12 protein-coding genes and 2 pseudogenes are annotated in these 14,221 nt (G+C 67.7%); 6 read left to right on the top strand and 8 right to left on the bottom strand.

The window, feature by feature from the left end:
• Positions 1-98: 98 nt before the first annotated feature.
• Positions 99-854: a hypothetical protein gene (locus FCI23_RS50190; RefSeq protein WP_136730654.1), complete on the bottom strand. Its 756-nt coding sequence runs from the start codon at positions 852-854 to the stop codon at positions 99-101.
• A gap of 348 nt (positions 855-1,202) precedes the next feature.
• Here FCI23_RS50190 and FCI23_RS50185 point away from each other — a divergent pair, with 348 nt between their 5' ends.
• Positions 1,203-1,982 carry an alpha/beta hydrolase gene (locus FCI23_RS50185; protein WP_322974034.1) on the top strand — a complete coding sequence of 260 codons (780 nt, stop codon included), beginning with the start codon at positions 1,203-1,205 and terminating at the stop codon, positions 1,980-1,982.
• A gap of 187 nt (positions 1,983-2,169) precedes the next feature.
• Here the strand turns inward: FCI23_RS50185 and dacB are convergent, their stop codons facing one another.
• The 4 genes from dacB to FCI23_RS57665 all read right to left on the bottom strand — a co-directional run bounded on the left by dacB (position 2,170) and on the right by FCI23_RS57665 (position 6,533).
• The gene (gene dacB, locus FCI23_RS50180; RefSeq protein WP_246144816.1) at positions 2,170-3,414 is read right to left on the bottom strand and encodes a D-alanyl-D-alanine carboxypeptidase/D-alanyl-D-alanine endopeptidase; all 1,245 of its coding nucleotides are present in this window, start codon (positions 3,412-3,414) and stop codon (positions 2,170-2,172) included.
• 1,172 nt (positions 3,415-4,586) lie between these two features.
• The gene (locus FCI23_RS50175; protein WP_136730653.1) at positions 4,587-5,753 is read right to left on the bottom strand and encodes a pyridoxal-phosphate-dependent aminotransferase family protein; all 1,167 of its coding nucleotides are present in this window, start codon (positions 5,751-5,753) and stop codon (positions 4,587-4,589) included.
• 187 nt (positions 5,754-5,940) lie between these two features.
• Entirely contained in the window at positions 5,941-6,357 is a 417-nt protein-coding gene (locus FCI23_RS50170; protein ID WP_246144815.1) for a discoidin domain-containing protein, read from the bottom strand.
• A gap of 20 nt (positions 6,358-6,377) precedes the next feature.
• Positions 6,378-6,533, bottom strand: a complete 156-nt coding sequence (locus tag FCI23_RS57665; protein ID WP_211265829.1) for a hypothetical protein — start codon at positions 6,531-6,533, stop codon at positions 6,378-6,380.
• A 983-nt stretch (positions 6,534-7,516) separates the two neighbouring features.
• Here FCI23_RS57665 and FCI23_RS61665 point away from each other — a divergent pair.
• Positions 7,517-7,735, top strand: a complete 219-nt coding sequence (locus tag FCI23_RS61665; RefSeq protein ID WP_246144814.1) for a hypothetical protein — start codon at positions 7,517-7,519, stop codon at positions 7,733-7,735.
• Positions 7,736-7,829: 94 nt separating this feature from the next.
• Complete coding sequence (locus FCI23_RS50160; protein WP_136730652.1) at positions 7,830-10,625, top strand: discoidin domain-containing protein; 2,796 nt, start codon at positions 7,830-7,832, stop codon at positions 10,623-10,625.
• A 193-nt stretch (positions 10,626-10,818) separates the two neighbouring features.
• Here FCI23_RS50160 and FCI23_RS57660 read toward each other — a convergent pair.
• Positions 10,819-11,115, bottom strand: a pseudogene (locus tag FCI23_RS57660) (alpha-L-rhamnosidase C-terminal domain-containing protein); the annotation flags it as partial.
• Between the two features lie 40 nt (positions 11,116-11,155).
• Positions 11,156-11,332, bottom strand: a pseudogene (locus tag FCI23_RS64400) (alpha-L-rhamnosidase-related protein); the annotation flags it as partial.
• 375 nt (positions 11,333-11,707) lie between these two features.
• Between FCI23_RS64400 and FCI23_RS50150 the strand changes: the two are divergent.
• Complete coding sequence (locus FCI23_RS50150) at positions 11,708-12,199, top strand: DoxX family protein (protein WP_136730650.1); 492 nt, start codon at positions 11,708-11,710, stop codon at positions 12,197-12,199.
• Positions 12,200-12,265: 66 nt separating this feature from the next.
• On the opposite strand, the gene FCI23_RS64395 is transcribed toward FCI23_RS50150, so the two are convergent.
• A complete protein-coding gene (locus FCI23_RS64395; protein ID WP_211265828.1) occupies positions 12,266-12,640 on the bottom strand; it encodes a hypothetical protein in 375 nt (124 codons plus the stop codon).
• A gap of 307 nt (positions 12,641-12,947) precedes the next feature.
• On the opposite strand from FCI23_RS64395, the gene FCI23_RS50140 reads away from it, so the two are divergent.
• Both FCI23_RS50140 and FCI23_RS50135 read left to right on the top strand, forming a co-directional pair.
• Positions 12,948-13,790 (top strand): polysaccharide deacetylase family protein, encoded by an 843-nt coding sequence (locus FCI23_RS50140; protein WP_246144813.1) that lies wholly within the window; start codon positions 12,948-12,950, stop codon positions 13,788-13,790.
• Positions 13,791-13,964: 174 nt separating this feature from the next.
• The coding region (locus tag FCI23_RS50135; protein WP_322974033.1) for a helix-turn-helix domain-containing protein at positions 13,965-14,221 on the top strand (257 nt) is incomplete at its 3' end.

Raw genomic sequence — 14,221 nt, 5'->3', positions numbered from 1 at the left:
GAGATCGCTGCGCGACTGAATGGACGCCCTCGGCAAACGCTGGGATGGCGGACTCCGGCAGAAAAATTGCAGGAATTCATCGCGTCAGCTTGATGCGCTCACCACTTGAGACCGCCGCCTCCAACGCCCCAGTAGAGCAGAGCGTTGTCGAAGTTCGGCTGCGCGGATGCTGACCAGGACGAGAAATTGCTCAGGGTCGCTCGCATTTGCCGGTCGACGACGCAGTTCGAGAAGTAGTGGGCGCCGATGTCAATGGTTGAGTGGTCGATGTCCGGACTGAGCTGCACCGAGTAGATATTGGGGGTGCCTTCGGCGCAGGCGGACAGCGTGCGCGGGGCATCGAAAGCGCGGGTGGCGCTGCCGTTCAGCAGATGGGAACGGTCGGGGTAGTACCGCACGGCTATGTGATTGCTCGGATCCTGTTCCCAGGCCATCACATAGCCCCCGTTGGAGACCTGGGCGATGGTCGGCTGGGACGTGCCGGCCCCGAAGTCACGGCCGAACGTCCAGTTCATGAGGTCGGACGAGGTGGCGAGGGCGGCGTGGAAGCGGCCGTCCCCGAGGAGTGTGTGGTAGACGGCCAGATAGCCCCCCGAGGAGTCCTGGACCACCTTCGCGGCATCCATGGTGCGGCCGGCGCTGTCGGTGGTGCGGTAGCGGCGGGCGTTGGCCTGCGTAACGTTCTCGATCAGGCCGCGCAGTTCGGCGCGCGGTGCGTCGGACGGCGGAGCCGCTGCCGCCGGGGGAGCGCAGAGCGCTCCGAGCGCCAGGACGGCGGCGGTGGCGGCGAGGGCCGTGAGCCTTGTGCGTAAGCGGATCAGGGCGTTGCCGGGGGTACGGGTTCGGCGGTTCATGGGTCATTGGCCCCTGTCTGGTCGGGTGGGGTGGCTTTCGGTCGGTGCGCGTCGGTCATCCGATCAGCCATGTGACCTGTGGAAACGCCTTGATTGGCAGATCGCTGCCCAGGCTCGAATCCCGGGGGAAGGAGCCCGCGATCATTGGCACCCGCCCCTTCCAACGGCCGGGCACAACACCGACACGGATCCCGCAGACTTCGATAACTCGGGTTTGTACGGTCCCAACGCGCCTGCGCAGTATCCTCCTTTCGAGTGTGGAATGTGCGGCACGTGGCCAACACGCTCCAGGTTGGGGGGCCATGAAGCCGCGACTTGTCTTTGTGCACGGGATCGGTGGCGTCCGGGATGCCAAGGCCGAACTCGGCGAATGGCTCCGCGCTCTGGCAGAGGGGGCTCCAGGGCAGTGGGGCGGAGTCGCTCGGGCCGGCTGAAGCTCACATCCTCGCCGAGCTGCTACTGGCCCACGTCGATGCGCGGTTGGCCGAGCGACAGCCGGACCGGGACCAGCGCCTGTTGAAGCACGCCCGGGCCCAGATAGCCCCGCAGGGGCAGGCACAGGGGACCGGCGATCTCGTCAGACGGCTGGTGAACGCGTGCACCACACTGCTTTCGGCACCGGGAGCGCGACAGGCCGGGCAGTGGGCGAGAGGCAGGCTCATGGTGGGGCACCTCGCGCAGGTCGCCCGGTACCTCGGCCGGGGTGAGCCCGACGGCGCGGGCCGCACGCTTGACCGCCGGATTCGTGACCGCGTTCCGCAAAGCCTCGCCGATGACCGCAGTACGGTCGTTGTCGCGCACTCGCTCGGCACCGTGGTGGCTCTCGAAGCCCTCCACGACCACCAGGGGCCGGTGCCTCTCCTGATCACTCTCGGGTCGCCCATCGGCATGCGCACGGTGGTTCAGCCGCGGCTGCTGCCACAGCCTCTGCGGACCCCGGAGCCCGTGCGTCGCTGGCTGAACTTCTGGGATCGTGACGACATCATCGTCGCCCGTGCGGAGCTGGACCGGGATGTGAAGCCCAACTCCTCCATGTGCCGCCCTGTGAGCCGGCGGGTTGATTCCGATGGCGTGTGGGTGCACACGGCCACCAAGTACCTGGCGAAGGCGGATGTGGCCCGAAGATGACAGCGGTGGTGGCCATGATCGGGACCCTAGCGTCACCTTGCCGCCGCCCGCGGCGAGGTCCAGGCGCGGACTCGTCAGGAGGCTGCGGCGGCCCGCCGGCGGGCCTTGCGTGCGATGGCCGTGACATCCAGCCCCGGTGCGGAACCGGAACCGGGACCACCCGCCCGGTTCCTGGATATGGCAGGTTCTACCAGCAGCCTTCGACGGTGGCGGCAAGACCGTCCAGGCCGCTTTTGACAGTGGCGGTGGGGGCGGTGCCGTTCTCGACGAAGGCGAAGCTCTTCCAGAGGCCGTCCTGGCCTTTGGCGACCCCGACCAAGGCGGCCACGTCGCTCAGGGTGCCGGTCTTGGCCTCGACTTTTCCTACGGCGCAGGAGGCGGGTGCGGTGGTGAAACGCTGTTCACTGGAGGAGAGGGTGCCATCAACGCCGGCGACCGGCAGGCCCTTCAGAATCGGCGACAGGGTCGCTTGGTAGCGGGTGTCCACGGCGAGCGCGGCGATGGCGGTCAGGGCGTCGGCGGTCATCCGGTCGCTGCGGGACAGGCCGCTGCCGTCGTACTCTCTCACGCCGCTGAGCGGTATGCCGTACTGGACGAGCACGGAGTGCACCGCGGCGGTGCCGCCCTGCCAGGTAGCGGCCCGGCCCTGGCCGAGCGCGGTGAGCCGTAGCAGGCCCTCGGCTATGTCGTTGTCGCTGTACTTGAGCATGTACTCCACAGTCGAGGACAGCGACTTGGACTTGTGCGTGGCCAGAGCGGTGCTCCCGTTCCGTGCGGGCGTACCGACGGTGATGCCCTGGGCGGCGAGCTGCTGGGCGAAGACCTTGCCGGCGGTGAGCGCGGTGTCCTGGGTGTTGTCCCCCTCGATGCGCAGGGCCCGGACCGGAGCGACGATATCGGGGTAGTAGCCGCTGTTCCAGCCGGGGGAGAGGGTGGGGGCAGCGAAGAGGTGGTCGTCGACCATCAGCCGTACCGAGTGGTGGCCCTTACTCTTCAGGGCACTGGCAGTCGCGGCGGCGAGGCTTTTGAGGCCGGCGGTCGTGAGCTGCTGATCGCCACCGCCGATCAGATACACCGCTCCGGCGTGGTAGACGGTTTTGGTCTGCACGGTGTGGTTCGGACCCAGCACGGTGAGCGCGGCGACCGCGGTCGCCAGCTTGTTGGTGGATGCGGGCATCACCACCGTGGTGGGTTGCTTGGACCACACCGTCTGCCCCGAGGCGACGTCCCGGACCTCGCCCACCGCATCGCTGCCCAAGTGTGCAACGCCCATCCGTTGGTCCAGCTTCGCAGCCATCGCCTGATCGGCCGCCGTCAGCCCGCTCGCCGCGGACGCGGAGGAGGCAGCCATCGCCACCGCCGCCACTGCCGGAACGGCGATCACGGCCACCCGCTGCCCGTTCTTCGCCCGCGGACGTCCATGCCTGCCCAAAACATCTCTCCTTCACTTTTGCTGATCCACCACGCCCCCAAGGGCACGCACATCCCTGGCGGTGTCCGCCGGCCCGGGTCCCTCCCGTGTGGCGAACATGTGATCAGTTCCTCAGGACCAGCCCATGACCGCTTCGTCTCGGCTTTGTAACCGTGATCTTTGGATGGGCGCTACACGGTTGCGGCGGCCAGGGGCGCGGGTGGGGAGCGCGTCGGGGCATGGGCATCTCATCTCTTCCGCGACGGCGACGTGGTGGCCTGGTGTTAGCGAGCTCTTCTCCGCGCTGCTCTTGGACGGCTCGGGCGCTGGACTCAGCTCCGGAGCGGGCAGAACTGCTCGTTCGGGGACGGCCCTCACCACGGCCGTGGCGGCAGCCTGGTCCGAACCGCGCGGCGCCAGGGCGGCGCGGGGGTCACCGGCCACAGCCGGAATGACGACCGCCCGGCGAACGGTGACCCGGGAGGCGCCCGTCGGCTGCGGCGGCGCGCTGTTGGAAAGGCCGGGCTCCTCATGGGGCATCCTGTCCTGCTCGCTCAGACGTCGCCTATGGCACCGGCACAGCGTTCCGGCCGCAGTCCCGGGCCGGGGGACGTACGGTCTTTCAGCGCCTGCTCCAGCCGGGCGAGCGCGGTGGGCGTGGGAGAGCCGTGCGAGAAGTTCGGTGCCGGGCAGCGGCATGCCGGAGGGGCTCTGGGCACCGTCATTTCGGCCGCGTCGACCTCGGCGGCGGGGCCGGCCCGGCGAGATGGGCATCGCCTCGGCGCGCCCGGTGGCTGACGCTGTGTGCTCGCCGTTCCCCTCACTCACCGGTACGTGCTCCTGGGAAACACATGAGTCTCGGACACACGGACCTCATTCACCTGCGGGGCTCAACAACTGCGAGTATTAGCTCACAAGTTCAAGGGGCAGGTGACGTACTCCGGCTTACTTCTGGCCTCGGAACCACAACCAGTCGGTGAACGTCCGGTGTCAGAAGACCGGAATGTTGCCCTTTTTGCATGCTCGTACTCGTGGAGCTTCCGCGCCGGCTGGGCCGTTCATGATCGCCGGACACGTTCGGGAAGCGCTGCTCCGAGGCCTCACAGGCCATGCCCGGTCGCTTCCGCCCGCAGGTGCAATCGGCGCCACTCCTCAGGGCGCTGCAAGGAGGCGGTCCGTACGCTCGCCGGTCCTCAATCGGACCCCAGCACCTCCAGGGCGGCGTTGATGCCGCCAGGGTCGATGTCCAGGCCGGCCAATTGGAGTCCCATCTGGATGCCGGCGAGGGAGCCCGCCAGGGTCAGGTCGTTCAAATGGCCGAGGTGGCCGATCCGGAAGACGCGGCCGGTGAACTTGCCGAGACCGGCGCCCAGGGACATGTCGAACCGCTCCAGGATCATCCGCCGGATCTTGTCGGCGTCCTGGTCCGGGGGCACCAGCACGGCGGTCACCGAGCCGGAGTACTCGCGCTCGTCGAGGCACACCACCTCCAGGCCCCAGCCGCGCACCGCGGCCCGGGTGGCCCTGGCGTGGCGGGCGTGGCGGGCGAAGACCGCCGGCAGGCCCTCGGCGTCGAGCATCCGCAGCGCTTCCCGCAGCCCGTAGAGGAGGTTGGTGGCCGGGGTGTAGGGGAAGGAACCGCGCTCGTTCGCCTCCATGATCGGCTTCCAGTCCCAGAAGGACCTGCGCAGACCCGCGGTGCGGGACGCTTCCAGTGCCTTGTCACTGATGGCGTTGAAGCTCAGCCCGGGCGGTAGCATCAGCCCCTTCTGCGCCCCGGCCACGGTTACGTCCACGCCCCACTCGTCGTGCCGGTAATCGGCCGAGCCGATCGAGGAGATGGCGTCGGCCAATAGCAGCGCGGAGTGCCCCGTGGCGTCGATCGCCTGCCTGATCTCCGGAAGGCGGCTGGTCACGCCGGTCGACGTCTCGTTGTGGACCATGCACACCGCCTTGATGGACCGGGCGGTATCGGCTGCCAGCTTCTCCGCGACCAGCGCGGGATCGACACCGTGCCGCCAGTCGCCCGGCACGAACTCGACCCGCAGTCCGAGGTCGCGGGCCATCTCCTGCCACAGCGTCGCGAAGTGTCCCGTCTCGAAGCACAGCACCCGGTCATCGGGGCTCAGGGTGTTCACCAGGGCGGCTTCCCAGGCCCCTGTGCCGGACGAGGGGTAGATCACCACCGGCCCGGCGGTGCCGAACACCGGCTTGATCGCATCCAGCAGGTGCCAGGTGAGCTCCGCGAAGTCCGGGCCGCGGTGATCGATCGTGGGACCCGATATGGCGCGAAGTACCTGGTCGGGGACGTTCGTCGGACCGGGGATCTGCAGGAAGTGCCGACCGCTCGCCTGTGACATCGCTTCTCCTTTCAGGGTGTACAGGAGTACTTATCCATGTAACGGAATTTTCATAACGATCCATGGTGTATCAGGACATAATAGACACCAGGTTCCGCGACATGGAATCCCTGTTTCGCGATTCGAGATCGCCCACATGAAGGTGCCGCCGAGTGCGCGTGCGCTCGGCGGCACCGTCGGGGGTGGATCAGGTGTTCCAGACCTGGAACTCCGATATCTGTCCGGCCGGCCAGCCGGTGTTCGCCGTGATGTTCACCCGGAGATACCGCTGGGTGGTCGCGGGGAATGTGAGGGTGACCGTGTTGTTGGTGGTGGGGTCGAAGGTGTAGGTGGCCGATGCCTTGATGGTGGTGAAGGTCGTGCCGTCGGTGCTGCCCGGCAGGGGCAGTGTCTGGTTGCGGGCACCCCGGGTGGCGGGGAGCTGGAGGACGACGCGGCCGGCGCTCTGCGCGGAGGCGAGGTCCACCTGTACCCATTGGGGAAGGGCGTTGTTGGCGCTCTCCCAGTAGGTGCCCTGGTTGCCGTCCGTCACGTTCGACGACGCGTACACGTCGGCGTGGCTGGACTCGCTGGTGGCCTTGCCGGCGGCCAGGTTGGTGCTCACCGTGCCGGCGCCGGTGCCGGTCAGCGCGACCTTTCGGCCAGGCCGACGAATTCGCCGACGGCGAAGTCCTTGTACCTGGCGACGCTCGCGGTCGGCGACTTCGACATCACCCACAGCCGCACCCGCACCCACAGCCGCACCCGCACCCGCATCCCGGTGATCAACGCATACAGCACCGACCTGCCCGTCGCCACCGCCGCCCGGCCGCTATGTGCGCAACGTCACCGCGCGCTTCTCGTTGGAGACGCAGACCCGGGTCTTCTTCGAGCCGGCCCACCAGTGGTGGGACCGTGAAGAGTCAGCTTAATTTCCCGTGATGGACGATATGCATCTGAGTCTTCCGGCGCAAGAGGTGGGGAGCACTGCCCCGTCACGCACCTTTGGAGCACGAAAGCGCCACGCCAGACGGAGATTTGATGCAGGTCTTCCCCTGACGACACACAAGTGTCATAGTGACGCGCTAAGTCAGCCAAGAGCCCATGGATCTGATTCATTTGCTGAAAGGGGACTCTCGACGTGACAGGGCGCAGGCAACGCAGGCAGGGAAGGAACGGGCGCAACATACGACCGCTACCGTCCGGGTCGCGTAACTTCGCGCGCCCGGGTGCCGGCGTGATGCTTGACGTCCTCGTTGAGCGAGTGTTCCGACCCGAGTTGGTAGGGCAGGACCCGCTCCGGCGCGAATGTGCCGGATGTGGGAGCTCGATCGCATCCAGGAACTCCCGTTGCCGACCCTCGGTCTGGTCGACACCGCTCGACGAATTCATCGACGTGGCCGACCAGTGCCTCGTACTCGGCTACCGCGGCATCAAGCCGCGCGCGTGGGGCGACGCGCGACGGGACGCGGCCTCCGCGTGGCACCGTACGACGGCCCGGCGGGCTTCGACCTGCCGGACGCGTTGCCCAGGCGGTCGCTGTCCCGCTGCTCGACGCCGAGACCTCCCACAACGCCCGCATAACTGCGGCCATTTCATCGCCGCCAGGGCCGCCGCCTTCGACGTCCGCACAGGTACGACGCCGCGCGCGGCGGCATCACCGGTGCCATGCGGATCGCGCACCTCGCCGACGCCTACCGCCTCCGTGCGGCGTTACACGGCTCGGACATCCCGAACCTCACCTGCGCAGGACCTTCCCGAACGCCACCTGCTACGAGTCGCCGGTGACGTCGGCTTCCGTGTCGCGCGAGCGCCACGTGGACGCCGAGGGGCTCGTCCACGCCCCGACCTCCCCGGGCATCGCCCTGCCCAGCAAGGCCATTACCCCCATATTGCCGAAGGACCAGACGATGAGGTCATTTCTCCACCGTCGCTACCGGCTTTCCGTCGTGGCCGTAGCCGTCGTCACCGCGGGGCCCTTACCGGCGCACGGAGGCTCATGACGATTCCGACCTCACCCACGCCCCCAGATCGGTGACACGGAATGCCGTGCCGCCTCGGCAGACTTATCTCCACCAACGACGTCTCGGAGAACCCATGCATCGACGTTTCCAGCGCCCAGCAGCATTCCGGAAGGCCATCGGCGTACTGCCAACGCTCCTCGCGGCTGCCACTATTGGTGTCGGCGCGCCTCCTGCCTCAGCCGCCACCGCCCCCATCGTCTACTCCGTCTCCCCCAACGGACAGGGATCCACCTGTTCGACCACGGCCCCGTGCGCACTGCTGACGGCGCAGACCAAGGTCCGACAGGCGACAAGCACGATGACCACGGACATCAACGTCGTGCTGGCCGACGGGACGTACCGACTCAGCGGCGCCCTCACGTTCGACCCCGCAGCGGGCGACTCGGCGACCGGCGGTCACACCGTCAGCTACCAGGCGGCTGCCGGCGCCCACCCGGTTATCAGCGGCGGCCAGCAGGTCACCGGGTGGACCCAGGCGTCCAACGGCCTGTGGAGCGCGACGGTCCCGGCGGGCACCGACACCCGGCAGCTCTACGTCGACGGTGTGCGCGCCACCCGCGCGTCCGGATCGGCGCCGGCCAGCCTCACCCGCACAGCCACGGGCTACACGACCTCCAACACGACCCTCGCCGGCTGGCAGAACCCCGCCAACATGGAGTTCGTCTACAACGTCGCCTGGACGCAGATGCGCTGCGGAGTCGCGTCGGTGTCGGGGACCACCGTCACGATGCAGCAGCCGTGCTTCGACAACTCCACGAAGAAGCAGTACGGCGTGAACGCCGACCTGCCGAGCTACATCGAGAACGCGAAGGAACTGCTGAACAACCCGGGCGAGTTCTACCTCGACAAGCCGGCACACACCATCTACTACCTGCCCCGTGAGGGCCAGCAGATGAGCACCGCCGACGTCGAGATCCCGAACCTGCAGAATGTGATCACGGGCAACGGCACCGCGTCGACTCCGCTGCGCGGCCTCGCCATCCGCGGCCTCACCGTCGCGTACGGGGGCTGGACCTCCCCGAACGCGACCGACGGTTTCTCCGAAGTCCAGGCCAACATGCGCCTCACGGGTGCGAACGCCTGGCAGTATCAGGGCTCGTGCGACCGCTTCTCCAGCACCGATCCGGGAACCTGCCCCTACGGCAACTGGACGATGACCCCGGGCAACGTGACGTTCAGCTACACCAACGGGCTGACGCTCGAAGGCAACACGTTCCAGCATCTCGGCGCTGCCGGCCTCCAGCTCGGGCAGGGCGTTACCAACTCCTCGATCACGGGGAACGTCTTCACCGACATATCCGGAAACGGCGTCGAGATCGGCAACGGCACCGACGCGAACCCCACTGACGTCTCCGTCCTGCCAACCGGCAACACCATCGCCGACAACTGGGTCCACAACGTCGCCGTCGAGTACACCGGAGGCGTCGGCATTTTCCAGGGCTACGCCGTTAACGACACCATCACGCACAACCAGATAAACAATGTCCCCTACAGCGGTATCAGTTCGAACTGGGGCTGGGGACGCACAGCCACCAAGACGTCCGGCAACAAGATCACCAACAATCTCGTCTTCGACTTCCTGCAGCAGCGCTCCGACGGCGGCGGCATCTACGTCCTCGGGCAGGAGGGCACTTCGCTCGCCGGCGGCCTGGTCATCAGCGGCAACGTGGTACGCGGCGCAGGCGCCGGCGGTGGCGGGTTCGCCATCTACACCGACGGCGGCAGCCAGTACGTGACCATGACCGGCAACGCCGCCTATAACAACAACAACTCCTCCATGGGCGGATGCAAGGAGGGGACCACCACCCCCTACGGCGACTTCTCCTTCACCGGCAACTACTTCGAGAACCTCACACCCAACTGGCCCTGCGGGAACCCGAGCAACGCCACCATCAGCGGCAACACCCAGGTCTCCTCTTCCGGCGTCGGCGTGCCGGCGTCCGTGCTGGCCAACGCCGGCCTCGAATCGGCATACGCGGGCGTCGCGGCACCGCCGACGGGCGTGGCACCGACCAACCTCGCGGCCCACAAGCCGGCCGTGGCGCAGTACATCGACGGCAGCACCGCGCAGCTGCAGCCGGAGTCACAGCTGACGTACGCAACGGACGGCGACTCCACCACGTACGTGCAAGCCAGCGGACAGTTCCGGTGGCAGCTCGTTGTCGACCTGCAGCAGGCTCAGACCCTGGGATACATCACGGTCGGAATGCCCCAGGCCCACTTCGCTACTGACTTCCATGTGGACGCCTCGACCGACGGCACCACCTGGACCACCGTCGGCACCGTCCACAACAGCGGGTGGGGGAGCGTCCCCGTCGAGTTCAGCACATCGCTGACCGCCCGGTACCTGCGTATCGTCGCCGACAAGCCGGACAACTCGGGCCAGACCGGGGACCAGATGGCGATCAGCGAGATCAGTGCCTACGCCCCCACCCAAGGCGGCAGCAACACCGCGCTGAAAACCCCGGCCCAGGCGCTGTTCATCGACGGAACCCAGGCCGACATGCAGCCGAACTCCACGCCGGCGCTCGGTGACGACGGCGACGCGACGACTTTCGCGCAGGCTTCCGGACGCTACCGGTGGTCGCTGCAGGTGGACCTCCAGCAGCCGGAGTCGATCGGCGTGGTGTCCGTCCTGATGCCCGTCGACAAATACGCGACCGCCTTTCACATCGACGTCTCCCTCGACGGCTCGACATTCTGGACGGTCGCGCACCGCACTGACAGCACCGGAGGCACGACCGGCGTCCAACTGGACCAGCGCGTCAGCGCTCGCTATGTCCGGGTCATAGCCGACCGCCCGAACGACAGCGGCCAGACCGGCGGGCAGATGGCGATCAGCGAACTCGCCGTGTACGGCACCAAGTAGTGGCGAGCACCCGGATGCGCGGCCCAGGCCGGCCACGCATCCGGGCGTGATCCGGCGTGAGCGCGCAGAATCTCCTCGGACGTGAGGATGGATCGGGCCGAACAGGGCTGTCGGTGCCGAAAACTCGGCTGCGAGCTCGGCCCTTCCCGCGGCTTCTTAGCAGGCGTTACCTGACACGCCGCTCGCAGCCACGTCACCCACCCGTCATGAAACGCCAATGGCCCGATCCGACCGAGTAGACGGCTTCGGTCCCGTCGCTTCGCAGCAAGCGCGCGCCGTGCGTGGCGATGACCTTGTCGTGGCCGTGACCGGAGCGCGGCACCGTGACGGTCGCGGTCGTCCCGATCGGAACGGTGACGTCCAGGACGAGTCGGCTGTCCGTCCTGGTCCAGGAGGTGGCGACGGTGCCTCGCGGGGTGTCGATCGACGCGGTCGCGTGCTGGAGACTGCTGGGGATCTGCGGGTCGATGGTCACCGTGCTGTAGCCCGGACCGGTCGGTTGGCTGCCCCCCCAACTGGGTGTAGAGGGAGGGGTTTACGCCGGCGAACATCGCGTGGTCGTGGGTCTCCATGTTCGAGCTGTACGTCCACTCCTCCCAGGAGCTCGTCGCCCCCTGGCTGATCTCGTACCCGAAGCCCGGGTAGCTCTGCTGGTCCAGCGCCTGCTTCGCCACATTGACGCGGCCGACGGCGGCGAGAGCGTCCATCTTCACCGGCTGGGCGAAGTCCAGCGTCCTGGCTGCCTTCTCCAGGATCGCCGAGGGCACCGTCCCGTGGCTCTGATCGACGCGGGAGTGGTGGAGATACTCGGTCCGGGGCTGATGGTGTATACGGGCGGGACAAGGCAGGCGCCGTCCTCGCCGCAGTCTCACCGGAGGTGCCGGGGGCCGGTCCGTTTCCGGTCCCTGATGCGGGCGCGGTCGCCGGAACCGGACCTGCGGCGCACGACGGATCCGCGGGGGCCGCGGTCGCTGGTCCGAATTAACAGTTGAAGCCTACAGATTTAATTCGCGCCAGCCTATAGTTGTCATGTACACATCGCGCATTCGGCCTGTCCCCACACTGACCGAACGGAGAAAGTCATGATCTCCACAAAGGCGATCGAACCCCACGTCGTCGCTCTTTTCCGCGTAGTCGCCGGCCTGCTCTTCGCCGTCCACGGCGCAGCCTCGATCTTCGGAGTCCTCGGTGGCGCTGTCGGCAGCAACGGCGGCACCATCCCCGTAGGCACCTGGCCCGGCTGGTACGCGGCTGTCATCCAGCTCATCGGCGGCATCCTGGTGCTGCTCGGCGCCGGCACGCGCGGCGCGGCGCTGATCAGCTCCGGCTCCATGGCGTACGCGTACTTCACCGTGCACCAGGAGCGCGCCCTGTGGCCGATCCAGAACGGCGGCGAGCTCTCCGCGCTCTACGCCTGGGCCTTCCTCCTGATCGTCATCACCGGGCCCGGCGCCTGGGCCGTCGACGGCCTGTTCGCCGGCGCCCGCGCAGCCCGGCCCGAGCGGGACGAGGCCGACCGGACCGACCGCGAGGAGGCCGACCGGACCGACCGCGAGGAGGCCGGCGCGCTCTGAGCAGTCCGGCTCCGGGACGGGCGGTGGATCGGCTCCGACCAGGGCCGGTCCTCCGCCCGTCGTCAGTCAGGAGCTGTTGGCCGGGGCGTAGTCGATCTTGACGTTGTTCGCGGCCGCCCAGGTGCCGACTCGCCCGCATTTCTTGGTGGCCAGGTGCGGGGAGTTCGACTCGGAGTCTCCGTTGTGATGGAGAACCGCCTGGTATTCGGCGTTGGGCGGCGGGCTGGCGGCCGCGGCCGCGGTGGCCGTGGTGCTGCCGATGTACCTGGAGGGGACTGCGGTAACCACTGTCCCGGCGCCCCCGCTCGTGCCACCGGCCGCCAGCGGCGCCCCCTCGCACCCGGCGCCGAGTGTCACGAGTCCCACTGCGGCCCCGAAGCCCAACCCGACATCGCGTTCCTCGCGGACCACGAGCGGCCGGAACCCGAGCCCGGTACCCACTTTCAAATCCACCAAAGCCACCAGAGCGGGACTGCCCGGCCCCACGCCCTGATCGGGGTCCGGTCATACCGGTGTACGCGGAGGTGGCGGTGGTGCGTCCTGTCATTCTCCGGCAGCACGGCACCACAGTTAACCGGCCGGAGCCCGTGCTGAGCCTGGCCCGGTTCAGCCCGAAGGGGGAAATACGCATATCATAATTTATGTACATCAATGAACGCCCGGAGTGATCGACTCCTCTGAAGCGGTGACCCACAGCCGTACCAGCGCGCGTGTCGCGCGACGGCCAAACTTCGAATCGGGGGAACGCGTGCGCAAATCCGTCGCCAGCGGTGCCGCAGGACTGGCACTCGCGATGATGCTCCTGGCTGGCTGCGATTCCGGGGCCAGCGGTACGACCGACCGCGGCACGGGCACGCCCGACGCCGCCCGTGCCGCGCGGAAGCCGACCGCCCCGGCGACAGCGCCCCCGGCCGCTGTCTGGGCGCGGTGGGGCCTGCAGCCGCTTCCGGCCGCGCCCGTGCCGCCCGCTGTGAAGCCGGTGAAGCTGGGTCGTGCCGGTCCGGTGCCGGTGGTCAGCCGCATACCGACCAGGAACAAGGTCGTCTTCATCACCATCGACGACGGTGCGGAGAAGGCCCCGGAGTTCGTCCGCATGATGCGCGAGCTGAGGGTGCCGATCACCATGTTCCTCACCGATGCGGCCATAAAGTCGAATTACGGCTACTTCACGAAGCTCCAGCAGCTCGGCAACAGCATCCAGAACCACACCATTTCGCACCCCAATCTCAACACCCTCGGCCTCGCCGCCCAGCACGCCGAGATCTGCGGCCAGGAGCAGAAGTTGACGAAGGAGTACGGCAAGGCTCCGTACCTCTTCCGCCCGCCGTACGGGAACTACAACGCCGACACGCTGACGGCGGTGAAGGAGTGCGGACCCAAGGCAGTGGTGCTGTGGAAGGAGTCGATGCAGATCAGGGACATGCAGTACCAGAACGCCGACCGCAAGCTCAGCCCCGGCGACATCATCCTGGCCCACTTCCGGGGGCCGGCGGAGCTCAAGCGCCACACTATGACTCAGATGTTCGCCAACATGCTGCGGCGCATAAAGGAACAGGGCTACGCGGTGGGGCGTCTGGACGACTATCTGTGAACTTCCTCAGGAAAGGTCTTCAACTGTTGGGGGTTTCGCTTAGGGACCCTTTTGGATGCTGCGTAGCAGAGTGCGTGTGGATCTGTGGGTAATTCCGCCCCGCTTCCTGCGATGGTGTGATGTTTATGCCGGTTTAGGGTGGTGGGTGCGGCCGAGGCCGTAGGTTCTCTCGTCATGGAACTTCTTCGGTTGGCGGTGGCTGCGCGGCGGGTGGGTGTGCACCCCGGCACGCTGCGGTTGTGGGCGAACCAGGGCAGGGTTCCGGTGGTGTGGGTGGGGCGTGAACGGCGCTTCTCCAGCGAGGCGTTGGACGTCCTGACCGGCTGCCCGGATGTGGCCGGGCGTCGTGAGGCGCTGTATGTGCGGGTTTCGGGCACCAGCGGGCAGGAGTCGTCGCTGGCCGCGCAGGAGGCCGAGCTGCGGGCATCCGC

The sequence above is a fragment of the Actinacidiphila oryziradicis genome (assembly GCF_005047355.1).
GTDB classification, from domain to species: domain Bacteria; phylum Actinomycetota; class Actinomycetes; order Streptomycetales; family Streptomycetaceae; genus Actinacidiphila; species Actinacidiphila oryziradicis.
The sequence above is the reverse complement of the archived record's forward strand: the minus strand, read 5'-3'. Positions and strand labels throughout refer to the sequence as shown.